16 protein-coding genes and 3 tRNA genes are annotated in these 17794 nt (G+C 60.7%); 2 read left to right on the forward strand and 17 right to left on the reverse strand.

Annotated features, from left to right (window positions below; all coding sequences use genetic code 11):
* Positions 1 to 17: 17 nt before the first annotated feature.
* The 6 genes from LG385_RS14445 to tig all read right to left on the reverse strand — a co-directional run bounded on the left by LG385_RS14445 (position 18) and on the right by tig (position 8454).
* Positions 18 to 1892 (reverse strand): SurA N-terminal domain-containing protein, encoded by a 1875-nt coding sequence (locus tag LG385_RS14445; RefSeq protein WP_225774865.1) that lies wholly within the window; start codon positions 1890 to 1892, stop codon positions 18 to 20.
* A 152-nt stretch (positions 1893 to 2044) separates the two neighbouring features.
* Positions 2045 to 2317, reverse strand: coding sequence for an HU family DNA-binding protein (locus LG385_RS14450; protein ID WP_181114811.1), 273 nt, complete (start codon positions 2315 to 2317; stop codon positions 2045 to 2047).
* 147 nt (positions 2318 to 2464) lie between these two features.
* Positions 2465 to 4861, reverse strand: coding sequence for an endopeptidase La (gene lon / locus LG385_RS14455; RefSeq protein WP_181114813.1), 2397 nt, complete (start codon positions 4859 to 4861; stop codon positions 2465 to 2467).
* Between the two features lie 162 nt (positions 4862 to 5023).
* A complete protein-coding gene (gene clpX, locus LG385_RS14460; protein WP_181114816.1) occupies positions 5024 to 6307 on the reverse strand; it encodes an ATP-dependent Clp protease ATP-binding subunit ClpX in 1284 nt (427 codons plus the stop codon).
* Positions 6308 to 6413: 106 nt separating this feature from the next.
* Positions 6414 to 7052, reverse strand: a complete 639-nt coding sequence (gene clpP, locus LG385_RS14465; RefSeq protein WP_181114818.1) for an ATP-dependent Clp endopeptidase proteolytic subunit ClpP — start codon at positions 7050 to 7052, stop codon at positions 6414 to 6416.
* Positions 7053 to 7140: 88 nt separating this feature from the next.
* Complete coding sequence (gene tig / locus LG385_RS14470) at positions 7141 to 8454, reverse strand: trigger factor (protein ID WP_181114820.1); 1314 nt, start codon at positions 8452 to 8454, stop codon at positions 7141 to 7143.
* Positions 8455 to 8723: 269 nt separating this feature from the next.
* Here tig and LG385_RS14475 point away from each other — a divergent pair, with 269 nt between their 5' ends.
* Positions 8724 to 9257, forward strand: coding sequence for a biliverdin-producing heme oxygenase (locus tag LG385_RS14475; RefSeq protein ID WP_225776249.1), 534 nt, complete (start codon positions 8724 to 8726; stop codon positions 9255 to 9257).
* A 6-nt stretch (positions 9258 to 9263) separates the two neighbouring features.
* Here LG385_RS14475 and hepT read toward each other — a convergent pair whose 3' ends face one another.
* The 5 genes from hepT to LG385_RS14500 all read right to left on the reverse strand — a co-directional run bounded on the left by hepT (position 9264) and on the right by LG385_RS14500 (position 10564).
* Entirely contained in the window at positions 9264 to 9701 is a 438-nt protein-coding gene (hepT, locus tag LG385_RS14480; RefSeq protein WP_225774866.1) for a type VII toxin-antitoxin system HepT family RNase toxin, read from the reverse strand.
* Positions 9691 to 10086, reverse strand: coding sequence for a type VII toxin-antitoxin system MntA family adenylyltransferase antitoxin (gene mntA, locus LG385_RS14485; RefSeq protein WP_225774867.1), 396 nt, complete (start codon positions 10084 to 10086; stop codon positions 9691 to 9693). The genes hepT and mntA overlap by 11 nt, the downstream gene beginning before the upstream one ends.
* A gap of 143 nt (positions 10087 to 10229) precedes the next feature.
* Positions 10230 to 10314 (reverse strand) — tRNA-Leu (locus LG385_RS14490).
* A 53-nt stretch (positions 10315 to 10367) separates the two neighbouring features.
* Positions 10368 to 10443 (reverse strand) — tRNA-His (locus tag LG385_RS14495).
* A gap of 44 nt (positions 10444 to 10487) precedes the next feature.
* Positions 10488 to 10564 (reverse strand) — tRNA-Arg (locus LG385_RS14500).
* A gap of 290 nt (positions 10565 to 10854) precedes the next feature.
* Between LG385_RS14500 and folD the strand changes: the two genes are divergently transcribed.
* On the forward strand, positions 10855 to 11709 hold the full coding sequence (gene folD, locus LG385_RS14505; protein ID WP_225774868.1) for a bifunctional methylenetetrahydrofolate dehydrogenase/methenyltetrahydrofolate cyclohydrolase FolD: 855 nt from the start codon (positions 10855 to 10857) through the stop codon (positions 11707 to 11709).
* A gap of 103 nt (positions 11710 to 11812) precedes the next feature.
* Here the strand turns inward: folD and LG385_RS14510 are convergent, their stop codons facing one another.
* The 6 genes from LG385_RS14510 to LG385_RS14535 form a co-directional block, all read right to left on the reverse strand.
* Entirely contained in the window at positions 11813 to 13555 is a 1743-nt protein-coding gene (locus LG385_RS14510; protein WP_181114824.1) for an ABC transporter substrate-binding protein, read from the reverse strand.
* A gap of 64 nt (positions 13556 to 13619) precedes the next feature.
* A complete protein-coding gene (locus LG385_RS14515; protein ID WP_181114826.1) occupies positions 13620 to 13892 on the reverse strand; it encodes a DUF2160 domain-containing protein in 273 nt (90 codons plus the stop codon).
* Positions 13893 to 13904: 12 nt separating this feature from the next.
* On the reverse strand, positions 13905 to 14699 hold the full coding sequence (locus tag LG385_RS14520) for a carbohydrate ABC transporter permease (protein WP_181114828.1): 795 nt from the start codon (positions 14697 to 14699) through the stop codon (positions 13905 to 13907).
* Between the two features lie 12 nt (positions 14700 to 14711).
* On the reverse strand, positions 14712 to 15575 hold the full coding sequence (locus tag LG385_RS14525) for a carbohydrate ABC transporter permease (RefSeq protein ID WP_225774869.1): 864 nt from the start codon (positions 15573 to 15575) through the stop codon (positions 14712 to 14714).
* Positions 15572 to 16669: an ABC transporter ATP-binding protein gene (locus LG385_RS14530; protein WP_225774870.1), complete on the reverse strand. Its 1098-nt coding sequence runs from the start codon at positions 16667 to 16669 to the stop codon at positions 15572 to 15574. The genes LG385_RS14525 and LG385_RS14530 overlap by 4 nt, the downstream gene beginning before the upstream one ends.
* On the reverse strand, positions 16669 to 17763 hold the full coding sequence (locus tag LG385_RS14535) for an ABC transporter ATP-binding protein (RefSeq protein ID WP_181114834.1): 1095 nt from the start codon (positions 17761 to 17763) through the stop codon (positions 16669 to 16671). Before LG385_RS14535 ends, LG385_RS14530 begins: the two co-directional genes overlap by 1 nt.
* Positions 17764 to 17794 lie beyond the last annotated feature (31 nt).

Here is a 17794-nt window from a genome sequence, read left to right on the forward strand (position 1 = left end):
TTTGTGGGCGGGCGCTATCAGTAGCGCTTCACCTCGGCTTTTTCCTGAAGCTGCTTGCGGAACGCGGCGAAGTCCATCTGACCCTGGCGCGAGGCCAGCGCCTGGCGATAGGTGGTCTTTTCCTGATCCGTAGGCATTGCGCCTTCGTTTACCCCGTTAAGGCGCAGTACCACGAGGCTGCCATCGCGCAATGCAACGCTGGCGAAGGTTGGCTTGCCCTTCTCGCTCGGCTTCGGCATCTGGAATACCGCATTCAATACGGCAGCGTCGAAACCTTCCTGGGTACGGCTGGCCGCTTCCGCGGTTTTCCAGGCCTGACCATTCTGTGGCGCGGTCGGGGCAGCCTTGCCGCTGCGCAGGTCTGCGAGCAGCGCTTCGCCCTTGGCTTTCACCGCCTCTGCGGCACGCTCGCGGGCCAGTTCCTTGCGAATCGGCTCGGCTACGGCTTCCAGCGCCAGCTGGGCAGGCTTGCGGTGCTCCTTGGCATGAATCACCACAGTAGTGTCCGGATCCAGCTCGATAGCGCTGCTGTTGGCGCCCTCTTCCAGCACTTCCTGGCTGAACGCAGCCTGGATCACGGCACGGTTGGCGGTGATGCCCTGGGCGCCGCCGTCACGGCCGAACGGCTCGGACGTTTGCACGGCAAGGCCGAGGTCCTGCGCGGGTTGCGCGAGGTCCGACGCCTCGAAGGCGGCGTCTTCGAGCTTCTTGCTCGCTTCCACGTAGCGCTGCTCGACCTGCGAGGTTTTCAGTTCGCGGGTGAGCTTGTCTTTCAGGCTGGCGAAGGTAGGCACCTGAGGCGCTTCCACGCCGAGCAGCTTGATCAGATGGTAGCCGAACTGGGTACGCACCGGCGCCGACACCTGATCGGCCTTGAGGCTGTACAGGGCGGTTTCGAAGGCCTCGTCATATACGCCTTTGCCGGCATAGCCCAGGTCGCCTCCATTGGCGGCAGAGCCCGGGTCTTGGGAGGTTTCCTTGGCAACCTTGGCGAAGTCTTCACCCTTCTCCAGGCGTTGCTGGATTTCGGTGATGCGGGCCTTGGCCTGCTCGTCGGTCACCTTGTCGTTCACTTCCACGAGGATGTGAGCCGCGCGGCGTTGCTCGGCGAGGTTCGAAATCTCTTTCTGATACTGAGCCTGCAGGTCCTCATCACTGACCTTCACCTGATCGAAATAAGCAGACTTCTTCAGCTCGATGTAGTCGATCACCACCTGATCCGGGCTCATGAACTCTTTGGCATGGGCGTCGTAGTAGGTTTTCACGTCCTCGTCACTGACCTTGATCGCGGACGGATCGGCTTTAAAGGTGAGGTTGGCAAAGTCGCGGGTTTGCTTGTTCAGGCGTGCATAGGCCGCTACTTCGTCCTCTGTCACAAAGCTGCTACCCGCCAGGCCGGCGCGCAGTTGGCTGATCAGCATTTCCTCGGCGAGCATCTGACGGAACTGCATCCGCGAGAAGCCCAGCTGGCGAATGAACTGGTCGAAGCGTTCAGCGCTGAAGGCGCCGTCCTGCTGGAACTCCGGCATCTGCAGGATCACTTGATCCACTGCGGCGTCGGTGAATACGAAGCCCGCGTCGTGCGCGCCCTGCAGCAGCAGCTTGCGATCGATCAGGCCCTTGAGGGCAGCTTCGCGCAGCATCTTGTCGTCGAGCAGGGAAGGGTCGAATTCGCGCCCAAGCTGCTGCATGAGCTGGCGGCGCTGCATCTCGACCGCCTGGCCAAGCTCGGCCTGGGTAATGGTGTCGCCGTTTACCTTGGCGGCGTCCTGGCTGTGACTGGTGGCGCGGAAGATCGCGTCGAAACCCGTCAAGGCCATCAGCACGACAATAACGCCGATGATTGTCTTGGCAATCCACCCCTGTGAATTGTCCCTGATGTTTTGAAGCATGCTTCCCCCAGCAACGGCCAGTTACATCTCCGACCGCCCAGAACCGATATGAAAAAGGCGCATCCGAGGATGCGCCTTCTCGTCACTTGCCGAACAGCGCCACCGGAGCCGGACGACCTTGGCCACCGTGGCCGGTCGCGCCCGCTCGGTGATCAGTTGACCGCGTCTTTCAGGCCTTTGCCAGGCTTGAAGCCCGGGATCTTGGCTGCGGCGATCTTGATCGCTTCGCCCGACTGCGGGTTACGGCCGGTGCGCTCTGCGCGCTCCTTGACCTGGAAGGTACCGAAACCGACCAGCACAACGGAGTCGCCACTTTTCAGCGCGCCGGTAACGGATTCGATCACAGCGTCCAGCGCGCGACCTGCAACGGCTTTCGGGATATCAGCGGATGCAGCGACGGCATCGATCAGTTCCGACTTGTTCACTCTAAGTCCCCTTATCTCTATCTTGAGTTATTTCTGGATATTTTTTTTGAATACTGTGTGTTGCCGGACACGCTGCCGACAAAACGAGCCGCTTTTCAAGGCGGCTCTTGAATTCTGTCTGGGAGCTTTCCCGTACAAATGGCCTGCCTAGTGCGTACTGACCCTTTCCTTCGCGTCAGCGTCGCGCTTGTCATCCTTTGCAACTATCTCGGGAGCCACGTCGGGCAAGGGCTCCGGCGCGTATTGCAGCGCAATTTGAAGGACCTCGTCAATCCATTTGACAGGCTTGATTTGCAGATCCTGCTTGATGTTGTCCGGAATTTCCTTGAGGTCACGCACGTTTTCCTCAGGAATGATCACCGTCTTGATTCCGCCACGGTGCGCGGCGAGCAGTTTTTCCTTCAGCCCGCCAATCGCCAGTACCTGGCCACGCAGGGTAATCTCCCCTGTCATCGCCACATCAGCCCGCACAGGAATCTGGGTAAGCGCCGACACCACCGCTGTGCACATGCCGATACCGGCACTCGGGCCATCCTTGGGCGTGGCGCCTTCAGGCATGTGAATGTGCGTGTCGCGCTTCTCGTGGAAATCGAGCGCGATACCCAGGCTTTTTGCCCGGCTACGCACCACGGTAAGCGCGGCAGTGATGGATTCTCCCATCACGTCACCCAGCGAGCCGGTCTTGATCAGGTGGCCCTTGCCAGGCACCACTGCCGCTTCGATGGTCAGCAGCTCGCCACCCACCTGCGTCCAGGCAAGGCCGGTAACCTGGCCGATCTGGTCTTGCTGCTCCGCCAGCCCGTAACGGAACTTGCGTACACCCAACAAGTGCTCAAGCGACTCGGGCGTTACCTTCACCGCCACGTTTTTAGCCTGAGCGTGCTCCTTGACCACCTTGCGGCAGATCTTGGCAATTTGCCGCTCGAGGCTGCGCACACCCGCTTCACGTGTGTAGTACCGAATGATGTCACGGATCGCCTGGGTGTCGATTTCCAGCTCGGTTTTCTTCAAGCCGTTGGCAGTGACCTGCTTGGGCGTGAGGTACCGGGTAGCGATGTTGATCTTCTCGTCTTCGGTGTAGCCGGGCAACCGGATGACTTCCATGCGGTCCAGCAGCGCTGGCGGGATGTTCATCGAGTTGGAGGTACATAGGAACATCACGTCGGAAAGGTCGTAGTCCACTTCCAGGTAATGGTCGTTGAAGCTGTGGTTCTGCTCCGGATCCAGCACTTCGAGCAATGCCGAGGCGGGGTCGCCACGCATGTCGCTGCCCATCTTGTCGATTTCGTCGAGCAGGAAGAGCGGGTTGCGCACGCCGACCTTGGTCATCTTCTGAATAAGCCGGCCGGGCATGGAGCCGATATAGGTCCGGCGGTGGCCGCGGATTTCCGCTTCGTCACGCACCCCGCCCAAGGCCATCCGCACAAACTTGCGATTGGTAGCGTTGGCGATCGATTCTGCCAGGGAGGTTTTACCTACCCCGGGCGGACCCACCAGGCACAGCACCGGGCCGCGAATCTTCTTCACGCGCTTTTGCACGGCAAGGTATTCGAGGATACGTTCTTTCACTTCCTCGAGGCCGTAATGGTCGGCGTCGAGGATTTGCTCGGCGCGAGCGAGGTCCAGGCGCACCTTGCTCTGGGCTTTCCACGGCACCTGGGCGAGCCAGTCGATGTACGAACGCACCACGGTGGCCTCGGCAGACATCGGCGACATCTGCTTGAGCTTGTTGAGCTCGGCGGTCGCCTTGGCCATGGCGTCCCTGGGGAGCCCTGCAGCCTCGATGCGCTTCTTCAGCTCCTCGACTTCGTTATGGCCTTCCTCACCGTCGCCAAGCTCCTTCTGGATGGCTTTCATCTGCTCGTTGAGGTAGTACTCGCGCTGGCTGCGTTCCATCTGTTTCTTCACGCGGCCACGGATGCGTTTCTCCACCTGCAGTAGGTCGATTTCGGCATCCAGCAGGGCAAGCACGCGCTCTACGCGGGCCGACAGCTCGATGATCTCGAGGATTTCCTGCTTCTGTTCGATCTTCAGCGCCATGTGCGCGGCCATGGTATCTACCAGGCGCCCGGGCTCGTCGATGCTGTTGAGCGAAGACAGCACTTCAGCCGGGACTTTTTTGCCCAGCTGTACGTATTGTTCGAACTGCGACAGGAGGCTGCGCACGAACACTTCAGCTTCGCGATCCGGCGCTGCGCTTTCCTCGATCAGGCTGACCTGTGCACGCACGTGCCCGTCAACCTCCAGGAATTTTTCGACAGTGCCGCGCTGCTCGCCTTCCACCAGCACCTTCACGGTGCCATCGGGCAGCTTGAGCAGCTGCAATACGGTGGCTACGGTACCGGTTCGATAAAGGGCGTCCTCGCCCGGATCGTCATCCCCGGGATTACGCTGGGCCAGCAGAAGGATCTGCTTCTCGCCCGCCATCGCGGCCTCGAGGGCTTCGATGGATTTCTCGCGTCCCACGAACAGTGGGATCACCATATGCGGATAGACCACCACATCACGCAATGGCAGGAGAGGCAATTCGATGGTCGTCTTCATGGTTTCGCCTCTTCAGCGGCGCAAAGCCGCTCACAGATGAAAATAAGCCTGAGGCTAATCTGGGGGTAGCCTCGGGAAAAAACAAGCATCGGACTCGGACAAAAAAAGGGCCCGAAGGCCCTTTCTGCTATCGCTCAGCCCAAAAAGCCGGCAATGCGCGAATCACGCATCGGGTGCTGCCTTGGCAGGCGGCTCGCTGTTCTCGTAGATCAACAGCGGCTTGGACGTACCATCGATCACGCTTTCGTCGATCACCACCTTGCTGACGTCCTTCTGGGAAGGAATTTCATACATGGTGTCGAGCAACACGCCTTCGAGGATCGACCGCAGGCCACGGGCACCGGTCTTGCGCTCCAGGGCCTTGCGGGCCACGGACTTGAGCGCATCGGCACGGAACTCGAGGTCCACGCCTTCCATTTCGAACAGCTTGCCGTATTGCTTGGACAACGCGTTCTTCGGTTCGGTGAGGATTTGAACAAGCGCCGCTTCGTCGAGCTCGTCGAGCGTCGCCAGCACCGGCAGGCGACCTACGAACTCGGGAATCAGGCCAAACTTCACGAGGTCATCCGGCTCTACTTCACGCAGGGACTCGCCAACCTTCTTGCCTTCTTCACGGCTGCGAACCTCGGCGTTGAAGCCGATGCCGCCTTTGGTGGAGCGGTTCTGGATGACTTTTTCAAGCCCGGAGAACGCACCGCCGCAGATGAAGAGAATGTTGCGGGTGTCAACCTGCAGGAATTCCTGCTGGGGATGCTTGCGCCCGCCCTGCGGCGGTACCGAGGCCACGGTGCCCTCGATGAGCTTGAGCAAGGCCTGCTGCACACCCTCACCCGACACGTCACGGGTGATGGAGGGGTTGTCCGACTTGCGGGAAATCTTGTCGATTTCGTCGATGTAGACAATACCCATCTGGGCCTTTTCCACATCGTAGTCGCACTTCTGCAACAGCTTCTGAATAATGTTCTCGACGTCTTCACCCACATAGCCGGCTTCGGTCAGCGTAGTGGCGTCGGCGATGGTGAAGGGAACGTTGAGCAGGCGAGCCAGGGTTTCGGCAAGCAGGGTTTTGCCCGAGCCGGTGGGCCCGATCAGCAGAATGTTGCTCTTGCCGAGCTCGACGTCGTCGTTTTTCTTGTCGCGCTGGTTCAACCGCTTGTAGTGGTTGTACACCGCGACCGCCAGGACCTTCTTGGCACGCTGCTGACCAATGACGTACTGGTCGAGAATGCCGCTGATTTCCTTGGGCGACGGCAACTTGTGAGAGCTGCTCTCTGCCTGTGCTTCTTGCACCTCCTCGCGGATGATGTCGTTGCACAGGTCGACGCACTCGTCACAGATGAAGACCGAGGGGCCGGCAATCAATTTGCGTACTTCATGCTGGCTTTTGCCGCAGAAGGAGCAATAGAGCAGTTTGCCGTTGTCCTCGCCGTTGCGGGTGTCAGTCATTCGATCTATCCAATCCTGTAGGCTTGAAACACAAGATGAAGGCAATTGCGGGCTTTTTCAAGCCCGCGAATGGCGGGAACGCCCCGCCACACAGGATTCACGCCTATTACGCGGGCATTTGCCGCTTGTCGAGAACCGAGTCAACGAGACCGTACTCGGCCGCGCGCGGGGCGCTCATGAAGTTGTCGCGGTTGGTGTCCTGCTCGATGGTTTCGATGCTTTGGCCGGTGTGATAGGCCAGCAGTTCGTTCAAACGGGCACGGATGGACAGGATTTCCCGGGCATGGATGTCGATGTCCGACGCCTGGCCCTGGAAGCCGCCCAACGGCTGGTGAATCATCATGCGAGAGTTGGGCAGGCAGTAACGCTTGCCCTTCGCACCGCCAGCCAGCAGGAACGCACCCATGCTGCACGCTTGACCGATGCAGATGGTGGATACGTCCGGCTTGATGAACTGCATGGTGTCGTAGATCGACATGCCAGCCGTTACCGAGCCGCCGGGTGAGTTGATGTAAAGGTGAATGTCCTTGTCCGGGTTTTCGGCTTCCAGGAACAGCAATTGCGCTGCGACCAGGTTGGCCATGTAGTCTTCGACCGGCCCGATCAGGAAGATCACCCGCTCCTTGAGGAGGCGTGAGTAGATGTCGTAGGCGCGCTCGCCACGCGCGGACTGCTCGATAACCATCGGGACCAGGCCACCAGCGGCCTGGATGTCAGAGCTCTGAATATAAGAATTGCGGGACATGCCTGCACTCACTCCCAATTAGTCATGCCTTAGATACGCATAAGCCAGCGCGAAGGCTGGCTTATGGTTATTCCGAAGCTGGGCCGATTTACGCGGCTTCAGGCGCCGCCTGGGCCGGTTTTACCGCTTCTTCGTAAGAGACCGCTTTGTCAGTCACACTAGCTTTCTGCAGAACAGTATCCACAACTTGTTCTTCGAGCACAACCGAACGGACTTCGTTCATCTGCTGGTCGTTCTTGTAGTACCAGCTGACTACCTGCTCTGGCTCCTGGTAGGCCGAAGCCATTTCCTGGATCAGCTCACGCACGCGGGCGTCGTCCGGCTTGAGTTCGAACTGCTTGACCACTTCAGCCACGATCAGGCCGAGCACCACGCGGCGGCGGGCTTGCTCTTCGAACAGCTCGGCGGGCAGCTGGTCCGGCTTGATGTTGCCACCGAACTGCTGAACGGCCTGCACGCGCAGACGGTCGATTTCGTTGGACAGCAGAGCCTTCGGCGCTTCGATCGGGTTGCTGGCGAGCAAACCGTCCATGACCTGGTTCTTCACCTTGGCCTTGATCGCCTGGCGAAGCTCGCGCTCCATGTTCTTGCGAACTTCGGTGCGGAAGCCGTCGATGCCGCCTTCCTTGATGCCGAACTGGGCGAAGAATTCGTCGGTCAGCTCAGGCAGGGTGGGGGCGGAAACACTGTTGACCTTGACGGTGAACTCGGCGGCCTTGCCGGCCAGGTCCAGGTTCTGGTAATCCTCGGGGAAGGTCACGTTCAGCACGCGCTCTTCGCCGGCCTTGGCGCCCACCAGGCCATCTTCGAAGCCCGGGATCATGCGGCCAGAGCCCAGCACCAGCTGGGTGCCGGTGGCCGAACCGCCGGAGAAGGCTTCGCCGTCGATCTTGCCGACGAAGTCGATGTTCAGCTGGTCTTCGTTCTGCGCTTCACGCTCGACGGTTTCGTAGCGAACGTTCTGCTTGCGCAGGATGTCCAGCATGTTGTCGACGTCGGCGTCGTTCACTTCGGCGCTCTGGCGCTCGACGTTGATGCCTTCGAAACCGGCAACGGTGAACTCAGGGAATACTTCGAAGGTGGCGACGTATTCGAGGTCCTTGCCCTTTTCGAAGACTTTCGGCTCTACCGAAGGCTGGCCAGCAGGGTTGAGCTTCTGCTCGACCACGGCTTCGTAGAAGGTCGCCTGGATCAGGTCGCCGAGGGCTTCCTGACGCGCTGCGGCTTCGTAGCGCTGGCGAATCACGCTCATGGGCACCTTGCCAGGGCGGAAGCCCGGCACTTTTGCCCGGCGGGCAGTCTGTTGCAGACGCTTGTTGACTTCGGTCTCGATGCGCTCGGCGGGCACGCCGATGGTCATGCGGCGTTCGAGCGCCGAAGTGTTTTCAACAGAAACTTGCATGGATATTCCTCGTTGCACAGACGATAGCCGGCGATTCCCGACTCCAGATCAAGGGCAAGCATTCTAGTCACTCGACTGGCAGAAGTCACCCCACCCGCACCACCTGAAACACAGCGCCCGAAAACCGCTGACAAGTAGCCCCAGCCAGAGCCTTCGGGCCCCTCCGCGCAACGGTATGCCGTCGCCTGCGAGGCTGTTATCCTCTGGGCATTCGCCTGTTCCCGGAGAGCACCATCATCGCCTCGGATACCTCCCCCGCCCTCGCCGCGCTGCGCGAGGCTACCCGCGACCTGCATGCCGCGCTCGACGCCGCCTCGCCGCTGAGCTCGCCAGGCTTCACCGGCGCTGACTACCTTATATACGCCGCTCGGGTGATCGGCTGGATGCAGCCCGTGGAGCGCCACCTGTACGCCGGTGATTTACCATGGCCTGCTGAATTCGCACCTGCGGCCAGGGCACAGAAGAGCGCCTGGCTGACCGAAGACCTGAGCGGCGACACGCAGCACCCGGAGTGCCCCTACGCGCCCCGCCCCGCCTCACTCGCCGAAGCGTACGGCCTGGCCTACGTGTGCGAAGGCGCAACCCTGGGCGGCGCCTACCTCTATAAGCGTCTGTCTCCCCAACTGGCGCCCATGCCGCTGCGCTGGCTGCACGGCTACGCCGCCGATACCGGCGTTATGTGGAAAGGCTTTCTGGCCCATCTGGCGCGGGATGTCACCGCACCCGCAGACATCGAAGCGGCGGCCAATGCGGCGCGGGAAGGGTTTGTTACGTTTGAGCGGTGGATGAGCGAGGGGCGGTGAGGTCGATCAAGCCTCCGACTGCTGAGAACTTCCGCCATCCCGGCGCAGAACAGCCGAGCTGAACGCCACGAAATCATCCAGGTGCCGGGTGATAATGGCCACCATGATCGGAAGCTGAAGCTTCTGATATTCGTGCACGGCGATATTCCGGAAGCCCACCATGTTTTTCATGGAAGGCGCTAACTCGGCGCTTATCCACCCACCACGGGCCAACAGGTCGAACACGTCCCGCGCGCTCTGAGGCACGCCAAGGCGTTCGCGACGAATCAAATAATGCCCCATATCGAGAGCCGCCTCGCAGGCGCGCTGAATATTGAGGATCGCAGCATCCTGCCGGGTGAAGTCCGCCTCGAACGTTTCTGGTCCTTTTTCATACTCTTCGCGCGCCCGGGCCACACACCGCTCGATGGAAGCGGCTTTGTTGATCAGAATGTCATCGATCATGAATACGTCCCGTATGAGCAATATCGCTGAGCAATCCGGCGCGCGCAGCATCCAGCCCGGTTTTTTCGCTCAGTATAAAGGCTTCGTAGATCTGAGCCTCACCGCCGCTGGACCAGAGACAGCGGCCCGTGGTGATGACCTGGTACTGCATGACCGAGCTGGCGCTGCGCAGATCGAGCAGGTCGACGGGAAGATGAAGAATATCGGCGAGCGCTCCTGCGAGTTCCCAGAGCAGTTGGGGATCTACCACACCGCCCGCAAGCACCGCGATATCGATATCGCTGGTTTCGGTTGCCTGCCCGGTCGCCTGGCTACCGAACACATAGATAGCGATCAAACCAGGAAGCCGATCCCGCAGAAGGGCTTGTACCGCCGCAAGATTCATCAGATTTCCTCCGTACCTGAAGCCGCCCCCCTATCAGCTTGCGCTTCATGCCAGGGGTTTCAGGCCTAACAGTATTCATGCGGAAGTCGCGGGCATACCTCGAAAACAAAAAAACCGCCCCAAAGGACGGTTTTTTTGTTACATGGTGCGGACGAAGAGACTCGAACTCTTACAGCTTGCGCCGCTGGAACCTAAATCCAGTGTGTCTACCAATTTCACCACGTCCGCATGAAACGCTTAAAGCAAAGGCGCCAGACTTGCGTAAGGCGCCTTTGTGAATATGGGGTGGACGATGGGAATCGAACCCACGACAACTGGAATCACAATCCAGCGCTCTACCAACTGAGCTACGCCCACCATATTGCATTACTTGTTCAGGGCTGAGTGCCAAAGCTGCCAAATGGCGCGCCCGGCAGGACTCGAACCTGCGACCATCCGCTTAGAAGGCGGATGCTCTATCCAGCTGAGCTACGGGCGCTCTGTATTTCAACTTCAGGGCTGAAGTGAAAAAGCCGCACCGCGTAAATGCCTGATAACCAATTGAAGGACAAGAGGTTTTCAGCGGTCACTTGCGCCAGCGTTAGGCCCTGCCCGACAAGTGCGACGAATCTTATAGAGGGCCCCAAGGGCAGTCAACTGTTTTGTAGAAAAAAATGCATTGAATTAAAGGAGTTAGCGGATTCGCTCGTCTCGGCGCCTTTGACCTGACCGCCCGGCATGCGAGAATACCCGCACATTTTCTTCCCCTTCGATGGTTTATCACGCGTCATGACAGCACAACTTATCGACGGCAAGGCCATTGCCGCCAGCCTGCGCCAGCGGATTGCCCAGCGAGTGGCCCAACGGCGGGAACAAGGGCTGCGGGTTCCCGGGCTGGCCGTCATCCTGGTGGGCACCGACCCTGCGTCGCAGGTGTATGTGTCTCACAAGCGCAAGGACTGCGAAGAAGTCGGCTTCCTGTCTCAGGCGTACGACCTTCCAGCCACCACGTACCAGGACGAACTCGAAAGTTTGATCGACCGGCTCAATGCAGACCCGGCCATCGACGGCATCCTGCTGCAACTGCCATTGCCCGAGGGGCTGGACGCATCCGGGCTGCTGGAGCGAATTCGCCCCGACAAGGACGTGGACGGCTTCCACCCCTACAACATCGGCCGGCTGGCCCAGCGCATTCCATTGCTGCGGCCCTGTACGCCCAAGGGGATCATGACGCTGCTGGAAAGCACCGGCCAGGACCTCTATGGCATGAACGCTGTGGTAGTGGGCGCCTCCAACATTGTGGGCCGCCCCATGGCCATGGAGCTGTTGCTCGGTGGCTGTACGGTCACCGTTACCCATCGCTTCACCCGTGACCTGGCCGACCATGTCAGCCGTGCCGACCTGGTCGTCGTGGCTGCGGGCAAGCCGGGGCTGGTGAAAGGGGAGTGGATCAAGCCGGGCGCTATCGTGATCGACGTGGGCATCAACCGCCAGGAAGACGGCAAACTGGTAGGCGACGTGGTGTACGAAACCGCCCTGCCCCGCGCTGGCTGGATCACGCCCGTACCCGGCGGCGTGGGCCCCATGACCCGCGCTTGCCTGCTGGAAAATACCCTGTACGCCGCCGAGGCACTGCACGGCTGACCTTTAAACACCCAGGAACTGGTAGTGAACAGTCCGTCCATTCCCGGGCTTCACCCGGTCCTACTCCTGTAGACCGGGCATTAGTCCGGGAATGGCGGCATGTTTATTTCTTCGCCGCCTCCCACGACTTCAGCAGCTCGTTGTAGTTGACGGTCTGGCCCTGGGGTTTCTCGTTGGCCAGTTTGGGTTTGGGCGCGCCGGGCTGGTCGAACCAGTACTGGGCGGTTTTCTCCTCGTTCAGCTTAGGCCCGCACGCGGAGTTGGCCTGCGCGCGCTCCAGCCGCTTGAGCACTGCATCCTGATCCGCCGCCAGCCCGTCGAGGGCTTCCTGGGCAGACTTCTCGCCGCTGACCGCATCAGACACGTGCTTCCACCACAGCTGCGCCAGTTTCGGGTAGTCCGGCACGTTGGTCCCGGTCGGCGTCCACTGCACCCGCGCCGGGCTGCGGTAGAACTCCACCAGCCCGCCGAGCTTGGGCGCCAGGTCGGTCATGGCCTGCGAGTTGATGTCCGATTCGCGAATCGGGGTCAGCCCTACGATGGTCTTCTTCAGCGACACGGTCTTGGCGGTCACGAACTGTGCGTACAGCCAGGCGGCCAGCCGCTGCTTCTCGGGGGTGGATTTGAAGAAGGTCCAGGAACCGGTGTCCTGGTAGCCCAGCTTCATGCCCTCCTCCCAGTAGGGGCCCTTGGGCGACGGCGCCATCCGCCACTTCGGCGTGCCGTCGCTGTTCACCACCGGCAAGCCAGGCTTGGTCATGTCTGCGGTGAAGGCGGTGTACCAGAAAATCTGCTGGGCCACCGCGCCCTGGGCCGGCACCGGCCCTGCTTCGGAGAAGGTCATGCCGGCGGCTTGCGGTGGGGCATAGGCCTTGAGCCAGTCGATGTATTTCTGCGTGGCAAATACCGCGGCAGGGCCGTTGGTATCGCCGCCGCGGGTCACGCTGGAACCCACCGGGCGGCAGTTCTCCACGCGGATACCCCACTCATCCACAGGCAGGCCGTTGGGCAAACCCTTGTCGCCGCCACCGGCCATGGAGAACCAGGCGTCGGTGAACCGCCAGCCGAGGGACGGATCTTTTTTGCCGTAGTCCATGTGGCCATAGACGCGCTTGCCATCGATCTCTTTCACGTCTTCGCTGAAGAACTTGGCGATGTCCTCGTAGGCGGACCAGTTCACTGGCACGCCCAGGTCATAGCCATACTTGGCCTTGAACTTCGCTTTCAGGTCAGGGCGCTCGAACCAGTCGGCGCGGAACCAGTACAGGTTGGCGAACTGCTGGTCGGGCAATTGGTAGATTTTCTTGTCGGGCGCGGTGGTGAAGGAAATGCCGATGAAGTCGTTGATGTCCAGGGTTGGCGAGGTGTAATCCTTGCCCTCATTGGCCATCAGGTCGGTCAGGGATTCCACCTTGCCGTAGCGGAAGTGGGTGCCGATCAGGTCAGAGTCGTTCACCCAGCCGTCGTAGATGTTCTGGTCGGACTGCATCTGGGTCTGCAGCTTCTCAACCACGTCGCCCTCTTGCACCAGGTCGTGGGTCAGCTTGATGCCGGTGATCTCGGTGAACGCCTTGGCCAGTACCTTGGACTCATATTCATGGGTGGTGAGCGTCTCGGACACCACCTTGATGCTCATGCCGCGGAACGGCTTGGCCGCTTCGATGAACCACTTCAGCTCGGCCATCTGTTGATCCGGGGTAAGGGTGGAGGGCGTGAATTCACTGCCGATCCACTTTTTTGCCGCATCTTCATACTGATCGGCGAAGGCGTGCGAGCCGTAGGCAGTGAACACCAGCAGGGCGGCCAGCGTGATGCCCTGTCGCCTGTTGTTTTTATTCTCGAACATGGGGAATCTCCCGAATGGATGTACGCGCCAGGCCAACGGCCCGCGCTGTTCTAGCAAAGGGCGTTCAGCCCCAGCGCATCACTACTGCCAACCACACCAGGGCCAGCGCCGAGGCGACCCAGATGCTCCAGTCGGTAGCGCCCACGATCACCAGGTGAAGGTAGGCGCTACCAAGAAGGCCGATAAACAGCCGATCGCCGCGGGTAGTGGCAATGGGCAAAAAGCCCCGCCGCTCGGCACCCGGCCAACGCAATTCGATAGTGGTCATGGCCACCAGCAACAGGCCTACGGCAATGAAGAACACCGCGGTAGGAAGAGTCCAGGCCATCCAGCTCATGCTACGGCTCCCTTAAACACGGCCCAGGGCAAAGCCCTTGGCCACATGGTTGCGAACGAACCAGATCACCAGCAGGCCTGGCAGGATGGTGAGCACACCGGCTGCCGCCAGCACCCCCCAGTCGATCCCGGCGGCCGACACCGTACGGGTCATGACCGCAGCGATAGGCTTGGCGTTGACGCTGGTCAGGGTGCGCGCCAGCAGCAACTCCACCCACGAAAACATGAAACAGAAGAACGCCGTCACACCGATGCCGGAGCCAATCAATGGGATGAATATCCGCAGGAAAAACTTCCAGAAACCGTAGCCATCAATGTAGGCCGTTTCGTCGATCTCTTTGGGCACGCCCGACATGAAGCCTTCGAGAATCCACACCGCCAGCGGCACGTTGAACAGGCAATGGGCAAGCGCCACGGCATAAGGCGTGTCGAACAAGCCGATGGAGGAATACAGCTGAAAGAACGGCAACAGGAACACCGCCGGCGGCGCCATGCGGTTGGTGAGCAGCCAGAAGAACAGGTGCTTGTCGCCGAGGAACCGGTACCGGGAAAACGCATAGGCCGCCGGCAGCGCCACCAACAGCGATATCAAAGTGTTGAGGGTCACGTAGGACAACGAGTTGAGGTAGCCCTCATACCAGCTGGGATCGGTGAAAATTACCTGATAGTTCTGCAGTGTGAAGTCTTTGGGCCACAGCGTGAGGCCACCGAGAATCTCCGTGTTGGTCTTGAACGACATGTTGATCAGCCAATAAATGGGGATCAGCAAAAACGCCAGAAACATCGTCAGGGCAATGGGTTTGCGCATGGTCGTTGCTCCTTAGTCCTGGTCGCCATGGGTCATGGCGGTATAGAACAGCCAGGACACCAGCAAAATGATCAGGAAGTACACCAGCGAGAACGCCGCCGCCGGCCCCAGGTCGAACTGCCCCACCGCCATCTGCGTGAGAGTCTGGCTCAGGAAGGTGGTGGCATTACCTGGGCCGCCGCCGGTGAGCACGAAGGGCTCGGTGTAAATCATGAAGCTGTCCATGAAGCGCAGCATCACGGCGATCAGCAGCACGCTTTTCAGCTTGGGCAGTTGGATATAGCGGAACACCGCCCAGGGCGAGGCCCGGTCGATGCGCGCGGCCTGGTAATACACATCGGGGATTGCCCGCAGGCCGGAGTAGCACAGCAAGGCCACCAGCGAGGTCCAGTGCCACACGTCCATCACCAGCACCGTGCCCCAGGCATCGCGGGTGTGCGCGGCGTAGTTGTAGTCCACCCCCATGGCGTTCAGCGCCCAGCCCATCAGGCCGATGTCGCCGCGGCCGAAGATCTGCCAGATGGTCCCTACCACGTTCCATGGAATGAGCAGCGGAATGGCCATCACGATCAGCACCAGAGAGGCACGTCGCCCCTTTGCCGGCATGGTGAGGGCAATGCCGATCCCCAGCGGAATCTCGATGGCCAACACGCACGCCGAGTAAACGAACTGGCGCAGGAGTGAGTCATGCAGGCGTGGGTCCTGCAGCACCTGCCGATACCAGTCGGCGCCTACAAAGAAGCGGCTGGAGGTATCGAAGATGTCCTGCACCGAGTAGTTAACCACGGTCATCATCGGCACGATGGCGCTGAAGGCGACCAGGATGAACACAGGCAGTACCAGCCACCATGCCTTGTTGTTGGGCACCTTGTTCATTGGTCGGCCTCCACCAGCACATCGTTGGCATAGAGCATCAGCCAAGGTGCCGGGAAGCTCACCGGCACATCACCTTCCGGCAGTTGCCGATCCTCGGGCAACCGGGCCATTACCCGTTGCCCACCGAGCTCCAACGTGACGATGCGATAGGTGCCCAGGTCTTCCACATGGCGCAGCCGCGCGGATAAGGTGTGCTCCGAAGGCGCATCCCAGATGCGGACGAATTCGGGGCGGATGCCCAATTGCAAACGCTGCCCGGCCAGCGCCGGCAGTTGCCCCGAGAGCCCGGCGGGCACCGGCAAGGTCACGTCACCGAAGGTCAGCTCACCGTTGCGCTCGGTCACCTCGATCAGGTTCATGCCCGGGCTTCCAATGAAGTAGCCGACAAAGCTGTGGCGAGGCCGCTCGAACAGTTCGCGAGGGGTGCCGAACTGTACGATCTGGCCGCCGTACATTACCGCGATCTTGTCGGCGAAGGTGGAGGCCTCCAGCTGATCGTGGGTCACGTAGACCATGGTGATGTTGAACTGCTCGTGGATTTGCTTGAGCTTGCGCCGCAGCTTCCATTTGAGGTGCGGGTCGATCACCGTCAGCGGCTCGTCGAAGAGGATCGCCGACACGTCATCGCGCACCAGCCCCCGCCCCATGGACACCTTCTGCTTTTCGTCGGCGCTGAGGTTGCGGGCCTTTTTACTCAGCACCGGCGTGAGCTCCAGCACCTCGGCGATTTCCTGAACCTTCTGGCGCACCCGGTCCGCTGCCATGCCCTGGTTGCGCAGCGGGAACGCCAGGTTGTCGAACACCGTCATGGTGTCGTACACCACCGGGAACTGAAACACCTGGGCAATGTTGCGCTGCTCGGGGGTAAGCTCGTTCACCCGCTTGCCGTCGAACAGCACCTGGCCTTCAGACGGCGTGAGCAAGCCGGAAATGATGTTGAGCAACGTAGACTTGCCGCAGCCGGACGGCCCCAGCAGCGCATAGGCGCCACCCTGAGCCCAGATGTGGTCAAGCTGGCGCAAGGCGTAATCTTCCGGCGCGCCAGGTTGCCGGGCATAGCTGTGGGCCAGTTGCTGCAAACGGATCTCGGCCATCAGGCAACCCTCGCCGCGCGCCGGCCGGGGGCTTGCACCAAACGCCCCTGCGGCTCGAACACGAACAGTTTATGAGTGGGGATGTACACCTTGATCGGGGCGTCCACGGCGAACTCATGCACACCAGGCAGATGCGCCACCAGGCGCCATTGATCATTGCGAACGTGGAGGAAGGTTTCAGAACCGCTGATTTCGGCCAGCTCCACCGTTACGGCCAGTTCCAGGTCGTCATCGTTGGACGGCACCAGGCTGATATGGCTGGGGCGCACGCCAAAGCGGAAGTCCCCCTCGCCTATCCCTTGAAGGTCGGCATTGAGGGGAAAATGCGCGAAGTCGGCGAAGCTGGTTTCCCCGCCGCTGATCCGCCCGGGCAATAGGTTGAGCGGGGGCTCGGAGAACAACTCTGCCGCCAGCACCTCGCTCGGGCGTTGGTACACCTGCGCGGTATCACCGCTCTGGATGATCCGCCCCTCGTGCACAATGGTCGTGGTGCCGCCCAAGGCCAGCGCTTCGTTCGGTTCAGTGGTGGCGTAGATAGCGATGGTATGGCGGGCGGCGAACAGCTCGCGCATTTCCAGGCGCAGTTCTTCGCGCAGCTTGTAGTCCAGGTTCACCAAGGGTTCGTCGAACAGGATGAGCTCGGCGTCCTTCACCAGCGCGCGGGCCATGGCCGTACGTTGTTGCTGCCCACCGGAGAGCTCCAGCGGATACCGCGAAAGAAAGGGTTCGATCCGCAGCATCTTGGCCGTGGTACGCACGCGCTGGTCGATTTCATCGTGGGCCAATCGTGCCTGGCGCAGCGGTGAGGCAATGTTTTCGTAAACGGTAAGGTTCGGGTAATTGATGAACTGCTGGTAAACCATCGACACCTTGCGAGCACGCACCGGCACACCGGTCACGTCCTTGCCATGCATCAGCACCTGGCCGCTGTCGGGCCGGTCCAGGCCGGCCATCAGTCGCATGAGGCTGGTTTTGCCGGACAAGGTACGCCCGAGCAGTACGTTGAAGGAGCCGGCTTCGAAGCGCAGGTCGGCGTTGTCGATCCAGCGCTGCCCGTCCACGATGCGACACACATTGCGCAGTTCCAGTGCCATGGCGGCAACCTTGTTGTTGTAGTGCCAGGGC

Source organism: Pseudomonas sp. Marseille-Q5115 (genome assembly GCF_916618905.1).
GTDB lineage: Bacteria > Pseudomonadota > Gammaproteobacteria > Pseudomonadales > Pseudomonadaceae > Aquipseudomonas > Aquipseudomonas japonica_A.

Bases quoted from the DNA above. Each gene is read 5' to 3' on its own strand.
- clpX (WP_181114816.1), bottom strand. From the start codon at position 6,307: ATGACTGACACCCGCAACGGCGAGGACAACGGCAAACTGCTCTATTGC.
- lon (WP_181114813.1), bottom strand. From the start codon at position 4,861: ATGAAGACGACCATCGAATTGCCTCTCCTGCCATTGCGTGATGTGGTG.
- LG385_RS14510 (WP_181114824.1), bottom strand. From the start codon at position 13,555: ATGTTCGAGAATAAAAACAACAGGCGACAGGGCATCACGCTGGCCGCC.
- LG385_RS14530 (WP_225774870.1), bottom strand. From the start codon at position 16,669: ATGGCCGAGATCCGTTTGCAGCAACTGGCCCACAGCTATGCCCGGCAA.
- LG385_RS14520 (WP_181114828.1), bottom strand. From the start codon at position 14,699: ATGCGCAAACCCATTGCCCTGACGATGTTTCTGGCGTTTTTGCTGATC.
- LG385_RS14525 (WP_225774869.1), bottom strand. From the start codon at position 15,575: ATGAACAAGGTGCCCAACAACAAGGCATGGTGGCTGGTACTGCCTGTG.
- hepT (WP_225774866.1), bottom strand. From the start codon at position 9,701: ATGATCGATGACATTCTGATCAACAAAGCCGCTTCCATCGAGCGGTGT.
- LG385_RS14535 (WP_181114834.1), bottom strand. From the start codon at position 17,763: ATGGCACTGGAACTGCGCAATGTGTGTCGCATCGTGGACGGGCAGCGC.
- tig (WP_181114820.1), bottom strand. From the start codon at position 8,454: ATGCAAGTTTCTGTTGAAAACACTTCGGCGCTCGAACGCCGCATGACC.
- LG385_RS14515 (WP_181114826.1), bottom strand. From the start codon at position 13,892: ATGAGCTGGATGGCCTGGACTCTTCCTACCGCGGTGTTCTTCATTGCC.
- folD (WP_225774868.1), top strand. From the start codon at position 10,855: ATGACAGCACAACTTATCGACGGCAAGGCCATTGCCGCCAGCCTGCGC.
- LG385_RS14445 (WP_225774865.1), bottom strand. From the start codon at position 1,892: ATGCTTCAAAACATCAGGGACAATTCACAGGGGTGGATTGCCAAGACA.
- mntA (WP_225774867.1), bottom strand. From the start codon at position 10,086: ATGAATCTTGCGGCGGTACAAGCCCTTCTGCGGGATCGGCTTCCTGGT.
- clpP (WP_181114818.1), bottom strand. From the start codon at position 7,052: ATGTCCCGCAATTCTTATATTCAGAGCTCTGACATCCAGGCCGCTGGT.